The following is a 10,787-nucleotide window of genomic DNA, read 5'->3' on the forward strand; positions in this document are numbered from 1 at the left end:
AGCATAGCTTGTAGCCCTTACATCCCCACCTTCACACCGTTTCTATATACCTCATAGCCTTCCACACCAAAATTATCTTTGGAAGCTTTCCATTCCAGCCAAACCGCCGAAGCCGTTTTATACACCACCTTAAGTTCTGAGGGTGCAGAAGGTTTTTCATCGTCACCCCACACAGCAACTGCTGCTTCGGATATGTTCTTCTCATTATCAAAAGCTTTTACTTCATATATATACATTTTATTTGTATGTAATATATCTGCATCCGTATACTCCGTGCTGTAAGTTGTTCCTATCATTACCCCATCCCTGAAGATTTCATACCCTTTGACACCTGTATCATCAGTTGAAGCTGTCCAAGTTAGAAATAGACTGCTTTCCTTTTTTATTATTGAAAGGCCTGTAGGCGCAGCAGGCATATTGATATCCTTTAAAACTATAGGAATACTTTTATACTCTGTGGTTCCGTCACCCAGTTGTCCATTGCTGTTACTGCCCCACGTCCATACAGTTCCATCAGTTTTCAGTGCAAGACAATGGAAATATCCTGCCGTTACTACTGCTATATTGTTCAAACCCTTCACCCTTACGGGAACATTGCTACTTGTAGTTGTACCGTCACCCAATTGCCCACTGTAGTTACAGCCCCATGCCCATACTGTCCCATCATCTTTCAATGCATAACTGCTATAGTCTCCTGCCGCCATAGAGACCACACCGTTCAATTCCTTTACTTGCACAGGAACGATACTATCTTTAGTTGTACCGTTTCCGAGCTGCCCGTAGCCGTTATCTCCCAGCGCCCATACCGTACCGTCATTCTTCAGTGCAATAATATGTTCATATCCGGCCGCAATAGAGGCTACACCGCTAAGTCCCTTTATCTGCACTGGTTTAAGGCTTTTTTGTATACTCCACTGGCCGCAGGCCCACACTGTCCCATCTCTTCTCAATACAGCGGTTAAATCTTTATTGGCGGCTATGCCAATAACATCATATACTTCCTCCATCTGCACAGGCACGACGCTCTCTGTGGTTGTGCCGTTTCCAAGCTGTCCGTCATAATTCTCTCCCCATGCCCATACAGTACCGTCACTTTTTAAGGCAATGCTGTGAAAATCGCCTGCTGCTACAGCTACAATACCGTTTAATTCCTTCACTCGTACAGGTATATCGCTGCTTATAGTTGTGCCGTTTCCAAGCTGTCCGTCATAATTCTCTCCCCATGCCCATATGGTTCCGTCACTTTTTAAGGCAAGACTGTGATATTCTCCTGCTGCTGCTGAAACTACATTATTTAACCCTTTTACCTGTATCGGCACAGCACTATCTGTTGTTGTGCCGTCACCAAGTTGACCATAGCAATTCTCTCCCCATACCCATACAGTTCCGTCATTGGAGACTCGAAGGCTGTGGTTTACCCCTGCTGCCAGTGCAGCATGCTTTGTTGTAACACTCACAAGAGCACTGTCTTTCGATAGGTTATGCATGTTGTCATATGCTCTTACAGTATATATATATGTCTTGCCGTAGGATATTCCAAAATCCATGTAGTTTAAATCCTTTACATTCCCTATCCTGACTCCGTCCCTGTATATCTCATAGCCCTCTACACCCACATTATCGTCAGAGGCTTCCCATTCCAATGAAACCGCTGCTGTTTCTGAAATCACCCTCAGATTTACCGGGTCAGAAGGTGCTTCAGTATCATTCAATACAACAACAGCCGCTTTGGACAGGTTTCCTGAACCGTCATAAGCACTCACCCTATATATACATATATTATCCGGCTTATCACTATCTATATATGAAGTACCTGCTGCAGTGCCTATTTTTGTACCGTCACGGATTATTTCATACCCTTCCACTCCAGCCTCATCAGTTGATGCCATCCATGTCAGGGTAATCCCGTTTTCCTGAGAAATTGCCGAAAGATTACCGGGCATTGTAGGTGCATATACATCCTTTGAAATGACCGGAGCATTTCTGTCAGAAGCTGTCCCGTCTCCAAGCTGTCCACTGCTGTTACTGCCCCATGCCCACACAGTTCCATCATTTTTTAATGCAAGGCTGTGACTCCCTCCTGCAGCTATAAAAGTCATTCCGTTTAATTCCTTTATCTGCACCGGTACTCTGCTGTCCACGGCAGTACCACCTTCGCCCCATGTCCATACAGTTCCGTCACTTTTTAACGCAAGGCTGTGGCTTTCTCCTGACGCTATGGCAATTATGTCGGCCAGCCCCTGTGCCTGTACAGGCTTCATAATATTCATGGAATATGTACCGCATCCAAGCTGTCCATACCCATTGTATCCCCATGCCCATACGGTTCCGTCATTTTTCAATGCAAGACTGTGACTTTTTCCGGCTGCTATAAAGGATATTCCGTTTAAATCCTTCACCTGCACCGGTGTACTGATTTTTACAGCGGTACCATCTCCAAGCTGCCCGTTGCTGTTACTGCCCCATGCCCATACCGTCCCATCATTTTTTAACGCAAGACTGTGGCTTCCTCCCGCTGCAACAGCTGTTATCCCTTCTAAATTCTTTACCTGCACCGGTATGCTGCTGTCCGCCACAGTACCGTCTCCGAGCTGTCCACTGCTGTTACTGCCCCATGTCCATACCGTCCCGTCATTTTTCAATGCAAGACTGTGGCCTCCTCCTGCTGCAACAGCTGTTATTCCTTCCAAATTCTTCGCCTGCACCGGTATGCTGCTGTTCACAGCAGTACCGTCTCCAAGCTGTCCTTTATCATTGCTTCCCCATGTCCATACAGTTCCGTCATTTTTCAGCGCAAGGCTGTGACCTCCTCCTGCCGAGACTGCGGATACAGACTGTATTCCACTTACCTTTGTTGAAACTACCTTTTTTGTGGCTCCATCAATTCCAAGTTGTCCTTTATCGTTGTTTCCCCACGCCTGTACAGTTCCATCATTATTGACCCGTAGGGTGTGGCTTTCACCTGCTGCCAGCAGAACAGGTTTCAAAGAATTATTTGCCGGAATTACAGGAGTGCTTTCCTGTCCATATGTTTCGTCAATTACCGAAGTGTCACCAATTTCTTCCTGAGTTGGACTGATGTCCTTTGCCGTCGGAACCAATACGGGTTTTAGTTCTACCGTAGGGACTGGCTCGACAGTAACTGCACTCTCCTGCACGGGAACCGTCACATACGGAATCTGCCGGTCGGCTTCCATGGTAGGCAGAGCCGTCATTATCGGTTGCTGCTGCGGTTCATCCTTCTTACTGTCATCTACCTGAATCACATCTGGACTGCAGGAAGGCGCCGGTACCAGTACCGGCTCAGATTGTGCCGGTTGTCCTCCTGCCGCAGCGTACTGCGGGAACTGTCCAACCATAAACACAATGATCAAAAGAATTGCCAGGATACTCCTAATCTTTCTCACTTTCACTTTTCATCCCCCTAATCTACATAAACAACAGCAATATTTACACGATAAATGTGCAAATACTCACCGGTTTTCATATATTATTTTTACCGTCAAGATATTTTTTAGAAATAGCAGAAGCCTCCGCACGGGATATGTTTCCCTGACTTCTAAAGGTATTGTCGGGATATCCTGAGATTAACGACAGCTCAACTGCTTTTGCAACATAGCCTTTAGCCCAATCTGCTATTTTGCTGTCGTCCTTGAATGAAGTATTCTTAGCCTCCAGCTCACCATAATTCATCGCTCTCAAAAACATTACGGCAAATTCCTGTCTTGTTATGTTATCAGAGGCTTTAAAGGTATTGTCGGCATAGCCCTTTATTATGCCTCCATTAACAGCAGCCTTTATATATGAATACGCCCACTCAGGAATGCTCTTCTCATCTTTAAATGCAAGCCTCTGCCCTTCCACAGGCTGTATTTCAAAAAGCTTTACGAGCAGGACAGCTGCTTCAGCCCTGGTTATCTTGTTGTCAGGCCTGAATGTATTGTCTGTGTACCCTTTCAATTTACCCATTTGTACAAGGGCAATGATACTTTCCCTAGCCCAATGCCTGTCTATATCTGTCAATGTGATTACTGCACCCGGAATATTCGGGTCTTTTATATTAACAGACCTGACCAATTTTACGGTATATGTCTTCACCGTACCGTTTTCAGCAGTTACTTTGATTGTTATGCTTTCCTGCTTATCAGAGAACTTTATAATGTAGTCATTGGCATCTCCTTTAAGCTTAACGCCCTGAACCTCAAGAAATGCTTTTCCATCCTCAGCCGCGGCAGATAAGGCTATTTCCCGTAGATTTTCATCAATGACCAGTTCATAGACTGTGGTGTCCTTATTAAATTCAGGAGTCAGCTCACCTTCGTTAAAAGCAAGTTTTAAAAGACCTGCCTTGCTGCTTTTTCCAAGGTCATTAACCGGTATGGAGGCATCCACTGGAATACCTCCTGCCTGACCTCCCGTATGCAGGTCACTTGGAGTTCCCTCCTGATTTCCACCCGAAGATTCACCTCCTGCTGATTTTCCCTTAACATCCGCCGTCTGCACATTGCTTATCTCTTTAATACTGTCGGGTATACCGCTGTCGGTTGTCCTTTCCACTTTGGCAACAACATAATACTTTCCGTTGTACACCGAATCATTTTTAAAGGCTAAAGTAAAATATTCAAACTTTTGCGGTGCAACCTCTACTTTCTGTTTTTTGCTCATCAGAAGCTTTTTCGTACCCGCATCATATAATTCCAGCAATAAACTTCCTTTTACCGATGAATTATAATTATTTCCAACCGCCGTTTCAACACTGATCTCTTTTCCTTTGTTTTCCGCTTCTATTATAATTACCTTAAAAGGAACAACTAAACCTGCTTTTACAATGGAAGCATAGTCTTTGTTATTGGAAAGGTAATATTCCTCACTTGGTGTCTCAAGCCTTGCAAATATTTTTTTTATCCCATTGGAAAATGTCATTTTAGAAGTATCCAGCAATATAATTTCCTGTTTGGGTTTCCCCTTTTCCAATTTGGAATATGTTCTCTCAAAAAGGATGTTTCCCGTATTGGAATCCTCAGTAACAATAAGCTTAACGCTTTTAGCAGTAACAAAACTGTCATTTACCGCTGTCAACATCAAGTTCCTGACATCCCCGCTTCCGGCTGTATACATTGAAGAAATTTTCACATCACAGTAGCCGGTGTCTACTACAGCAACATTATCCGATTTATCCACATCCCTGTCATAATCAACTACAGCCTTCAAATACACATCGTACCTTCTTGCCTCCTCAGGGGTAAAACTGAAATCAATTCTCTTTATTTCTCCAGCTTTTATATAGCCATTAATTACTTTTGTATCCGGCAGCTTTTTCCCTCCCTTGTCGGGAGAGCCATCATAGGCTTCAATGATTACATTCCTGATAGTAACCGTACCCTTGTTTTTCAGATCAAAAGATATGGTCATAGGCTTCCCCGGAGAAAACTCATCATTATCCCAGTAAACCGAGTTTTTATCAATGCTGCCGTTTATTTCCCACAATACCTTTGTTACGAACAAATCGCTCAAGCCATTTACATAATATGTACCTATTTCTGAAGTCTTCCTGATTTTTTCCGCCTTATTGCATAGAACTACCAATTCTCCCTTAGCATTGTAAACACCGTCAAGTGAAACAATCCTGCCCCCGGTCTTTGTTACTTTCACAATATTACTCATTTCCCCGGTATACTCGTCATACAGGGCTGCGTATGCTTCAATGTCCCCCTCTTCTTCCTTGACCCACAAAAGACTTAAGCCTTTTTCATCATATACAACCTTGAAATTGTCATAAAAACCGGCTGTAGATCCAGTCAGCAAATTTTTTGCAGCAGGTTTTGATACATCATCTATGACCGCAATTGTGTTTCCCCTGTACCATATTACAGATACTTTATTGTTGCGGGATATTATAGTAGGCTGAGTATCCACTGTTTTATCATTTGTTAGCCTTACGGGAACCGCGGCCGCTTCTGCATCAGGACATGCGTAGTATATTTCACGGTCGTCCAACGTACTTAAATTATCATCTGTATCCACAGAATACGATATATATTGTTTCCCTCCGTACCCTACAGCCGACATGGTAATAATTTTCCCAATGTTCTTTATTGTTTCCTTCGGCTTACTCCATGAAGAACCGTCAAATTCACAGGATATCACATCGTTTTTTCCCGTGTAGCCAAAAAGGTCGTTCATATCATTTCTAATCCATGCAACCTGTGCTTTTTTATTGCTCACCGACACTACGGGGGTCTTGTCCAAAACATTATCATCAATCAGAGTCACGGCAGTCTTAAATTCCGCTTTTACTGGATCAAATTCTGCCGCTTTTATATCACTTGCCTGTGCCATTTTCTCCAAACTAGCTTCGTTTTCTCCAAAAGTCTTATTGATATTCTGCCACACTACAAAAAGCTTTTCTCCATCACATGCAATGCTAGGATAAAAATCGGCAGTACCATCATCAGCAATTGCTTTAGGAGCTGTCCACACACCGTTTTCCTCAGTCTGAACAGAATACACAAGCTCAGTTCTATTGACTGCATTCCTGCTCCTGTCGTCAGACAGCCATACCGCCACGTTGGTATTTCCAATCCTCCTAAGGCATGGTTCAGTGTCAGGATAAATATTGGTCTGCAATACGCCGTCCTTTGCTTCGTTCCCCGCCCATCCGGAAGGATAATTTATGTATTCCCTGCCGGAAATCTCGGAAAACCCTTCAGAACTATCAAAAACATTCCCCTCTGCAAAAGAACTCATGGAACACACCAGCAAAATGCCAACAACAATTACCCCTATTATTTTTGCTAATTTAAACCCCATTTTTTTCTCTCCTTCTGTGCATACTTCATTACACACTGAACTAAAATGAATTTCGTATTGATTTGCATACAAAATATGTCGGCAAAGCAACGACAAATTAAGCTTGAACAGCAGTCCCCAAGCTATAATCTTTATACAGCTTCACACATTTCTCTATTGTAAATCTGTATCCACATATAGTATTCTATCCTGAAAACTCCCATCTTCACAGTATAAATCAAAAAATATCCCCTATACATGAATCAGATGGTTTCAGGCTGTTATTTTTTGTATATGATACACGAATATGCTAGGCACCCATCTTTTCAACGGTTACCTTATACCCTAAGTCTTCAAGGCGTTTCAATGCTCTTCGGGCTATATCCTGTTTCTTTTTCTGTTCAAAATAATCTGATCCCAAATCGTAAAAAGACTTACTGTCTCCTAAAATATAGTATGCTATGGTTAGAATAGAGTGCCCAACTGCTACAGTTGCACGGTTTCTTCCTCGTCTTACAGCAAGTCTTTTATATAGTATTATCCCTCCCTTAAATGCAATTTTTTTCGAGAATGTCCGGAGTTCTCTAATATCCCTTTCAGTACAATTATATCCCTCCAAAAGTTTTAGTTTCAAGATATATTTATTCATTTATACAATGTCATCTGTCTAAAAAATAATGGTAACTTGTCGGTATAATGATATCAGAAATTTAGACAGACAAACAGACTAAAATAATAGAACTTACGCAGCAATTATATAAACAAGATATATCAGCACATTGAAAGATTAATAAAAGCAGAAAGGTTGTTGCGATAGCGGACAGCAGAATTATAGGATATGACACTAAAAATGTAACCTTTGTGTACGAAAGGGAAGGGAAGACAAATACCGTTATAATGGGGCTGTTGCACTAAGAAATTAGTGTAGGAGCCCTTTTTACTTGCAAAAAACAATTGCCAGACTATTCAAAGTCCGGCAAAAGGTGTAAAATATTTTTATGCTAGTAAAAAATTTAACACATAAAGATTATACCACGCACGGTGGTTTCTATCAATTAAAATTGCCGTTAAATGTTGAATGTATGATTCCGAATGATGATTCTGTAAGGTTGCTGGGTCAAATTGTAGAGGAGATGAATTTATCAAAATTATATAAGACTTATTCCCGTTTAAGGAAAAAACAAGCAACCCCAACACAGATGCTGAAGATCATGCTATATGCTTATATGAATAGTAATTATTCTACAAGGAAAATCGAAAGAGCCTGCAAGCGGGACATTAATTATATGTACCTTCTTGAAGGCTCGCCTGCTCCGGATTATACAACAATTGCAAGATTCAGAAGTATTCATTTTGCACCTGTTTCAGAAAATCTTTTGGCACAGTTTACGCAGATGCTTGCTGAAAACAAAGAAATTTCAATGAAAAATCTATTTATTGATGGGACAAAGCTTGAAGCTGCATCAAATAAATATACTTTTGTCTGGAAAGGTTCTGTCACTAAGAATCAGAAAAAACTGATGGATAAGCTCCCAACTTTTTTAAAACAAACAGAAGAGAATTTTGGATTTAAGATTTTATATGGTGAAGAAATCAAGATGCACCATTTGAAAAAGCTCAGACGTAAACTTTGCAAAATAAAAAACGATGAAGATATTCAATTTGTCTCTGGTATAGGAAAAAGAAAATCTCCTCTCCAAAAAACATTTGAACAGCTGGATGAATACATATCAAGGCTCAAGAAATATAATAAGCATCTGCATCTCATGGGGGATAGAAATAGCTATTCAAAGACAGACCCTGATGCAACCTTCATGAGGATGAAAGAAGATGCTATGAAGAATGGGCAACTAAAACCCGGCTACAACATTCAGTTTGGGGTAGATGCTGAATATATAGTATGGATTAGTGCTGGACCACAGCCTACAGATACAACCACGCTAATACCATTTTTAGACAGCATAAAGAGTCGTTTGAAGTATACTTACAGAAATATAGTTGCAGACTCAGGCTATGAAAGTGAGGAAAACTACGTCTATCTCGATGAGAACGGTCAGCTTGCTTTTATCAAACCTTCCAATTATGAAATTAGTAAGACACGGAAATATAAAACTGATATCAGTAGGAAGGAAAATATGAGCTATGACAAAGAAAACGACTTTTATATATGTAGCAGCGGTAAAAAGCTTGTAGCCACAGGGATTAAATTCAGCAAAAGCAAGACTGGCTATAGAAGTGAGAAAACCTGTTATACATGTGAAGATTGCACTCAATGCCCTATTAAATCAAAATGCATTAAGGGAAACAGCAAAAAGCCATTGGAAGAACGAACCAAGCATCTTGAAGTTTCAAAACTATTTCAGCAAAAACGTGAGGCAGCGATAACCAGAATCCTTAGTGATGAGGGAAAAGAGCTCAGAATGAACCGAAGTATTCAGTCTGAAGGTGCTTTTGGAGAAATAAAACAAGATATGGGATTCAGACGTTTTTTGTGTAAAGGGAAAAAGAATATCTTGGCAGAATGTATTCTTCTTGGCTTAGCTCATAATGTAAACAAACTGCACAACAAAATTCAGTCAGAACGATGTTCTACATATTTACATCCATTAAAAACAGCTTAGATAAAAATGTTTATAATAAAGAGCATAAATCAGTAAGCTTTATTTGCTATACTCTTTTTTCAAAAGAAAGAAAAAGAATATAATATTTTGGTTAAAATATTTCACTATCATTATAGAAATGGGGCGTTGTACTACGATTATAAATCGTAATTGCAACAGCCCCACAATGTAATCAAGCATATACCAGATAAAAACTTCAAGATGGTAAGATACTTTGGTATTCATGCCAGACATGCAAAAAAATCTGTACGTATTGTCATGGAGAAGTTAGAAGTTAGGTCTAGTTGTAAAATATATAATAAAGCCATTTTCGTGGAGAAATAACATAAAAGAGCATACGGGAAATGACCCATTGAAATGTAAGAAGTGTAATGGGGAAATGCTTTTATATAAAGTGGTTTACAGGAATAAAAATGGTGAGTTAAGGGAATATGGCGGTATAGATATGTTCGTGAAAAAGATAACTGGGAAAGGAACAGTTTTGGATGAAAAAGAAGAAAAACAGAAGGAAACCCCATATGAGAAAACAGCAGACACAAAACACTATCAAGTATGTTTGTACTAATTGTGGTGCAAAGGAAGAAATCCCTGTAGATGTAATTGGATACTTTGATGAAATAAATTGTACATGCATATTTGTCTTCAAATCCCTCCCGAACGCGTGAAGTACCATTATTATTCCAAGTTCTGCTTTTTTATCCTTTCATTACTTTTGCTGCTGTATCAAGCATCAGCTTTTGTAATGTTGAATTCCCCTCAAAATATGACCATAGTTTATCTGACACCGTCAATATTATATGTCTGTAAGGAACTGCATACATTTCCTTGTTTACTTTTTCAGCCCACTCGTCGGCATGTTTTTTTCCACAAACTGTACATATTCGGCTCTTGCAACTGTGGGGTAATATCTTTGCTTCCCCACAGTCGCAACACATATATACAGAATGACCCTTTTCAGGATCCATACATGACAGCATCTTTTCCACTTCTCTTCTCTCAACCTCTCTGACTGTGAAGATGCATTTTTTAAGTATGTCTCCCAGTTATCATTCAAGCACAATATCATTTTAAAAGTTAGCATCATTGCTGCTATTGTTTTTTGTACTGGATTTATCATAAATTCAGTTTACCATTTATCTACCTATTTTTCCACTCTTACATATTTTTGCTTTATTACCTCTTATCTGAATTTTTATAAATTCCTATACTCTGAAAAAGTTTCATTACTTTTTAGACTTTTTCAACCTAATCATTCGTGATTATATCAGCTTTGTACTTGTTATACTATGTGATGATGTAATTTACGCTTACGCATAAACCTACCATTTTTGGAGATACTATTATTATGATACTTTTATAAAAGTTATTTGCATGAAA

General features: G+C 40.1%; 6 protein-coding genes. 2 read left to right on the forward strand and 4 right to left on the reverse strand.

All coding sequences use genetic code 11. The features are described from left to right. Positions 1-17 precede the first annotated feature (17 nt). The 3 genes from Bccel_RS06460 to Bccel_RS06470 form a co-directional block, all read right to left on the reverse strand. Positions 18-3,413 (reverse strand): RCC1 domain-containing protein, encoded by a 3,396-nt coding sequence (locus Bccel_RS06460; RefSeq protein ID WP_050753200.1) that lies wholly within the window; start codon positions 3,411-3,413, stop codon positions 18-20. 70 nt (positions 3,414-3,483) lie between these two features. Next, entirely contained in the window at positions 3,484-6,810 is a 3,327-nt protein-coding gene (locus Bccel_RS06465) for an S-layer homology domain-containing protein (protein WP_050753201.1), read from the reverse strand. Positions 6,811-7,099: 289 nt separating this feature from the next. Further along, on the reverse strand, positions 7,100-7,438 hold the full coding sequence (locus tag Bccel_RS06470; protein ID WP_036945358.1) for a hypothetical protein: 339 nt from the start codon (positions 7,436-7,438) through the stop codon (positions 7,100-7,102). Positions 7,439-7,787: 349 nt separating this feature from the next. On the opposite strand from Bccel_RS06470, the gene Bccel_RS06475 reads away from it, so the two are divergent. Beyond that, positions 7,788-9,410: an IS1182 family transposase gene (locus tag Bccel_RS06475; protein WP_050753202.1), complete on the forward strand. Its 1,623-nt coding sequence runs from the start codon at positions 7,788-7,790 to the stop codon at positions 9,408-9,410. A gap of 352 nt (positions 9,411-9,762) precedes the next feature. Beyond that, positions 9,763-9,975, forward strand: coding sequence for a hypothetical protein (locus tag Bccel_RS06480; protein ID WP_152965947.1), 213 nt, complete (start codon positions 9,763-9,765; stop codon positions 9,973-9,975). A 130-nt stretch (positions 9,976-10,105) separates the two neighbouring features. On the opposite strand, the gene Bccel_RS06485 is transcribed toward Bccel_RS06480, so the two are convergent. Continuing rightward, a complete protein-coding gene (locus Bccel_RS06485; RefSeq protein WP_082225127.1) occupies positions 10,106-10,453 on the reverse strand; it encodes a transposase zinc-binding domain-containing protein in 348 nt (115 codons plus the stop codon). Positions 10,454-10,787 lie beyond the last annotated feature (334 nt).

It is taken from the genome of Pseudobacteroides cellulosolvens ATCC 35603 = DSM 2933 (assembly GCF_001262605.1).
GTDB lineage: Bacteria > Bacillota > Clostridia > Acetivibrionales > DSM-2933 > Pseudobacteroides > Pseudobacteroides cellulosolvens.

Bases quoted from the DNA above. Each gene is read 5' to 3' on its own strand.
- Bccel_RS06465 (WP_050753201.1), bottom strand. From the start codon at position 6,810: ATGGGGTTTAAATTAGCAAAAATAATAGGGGTAATTGTTGTTGGCATT.
- Bccel_RS06470 (WP_036945358.1), bottom strand. From the start codon at position 7,438: ATGAATAAATATATCTTGAAACTAAAACTTTTGGAGGGATATAATTGT.
- Bccel_RS06475 (WP_050753202.1), top strand. From the start codon at position 7,788: ATGCTAGTAAAAAATTTAACACATAAAGATTATACCACGCACGGTGGT.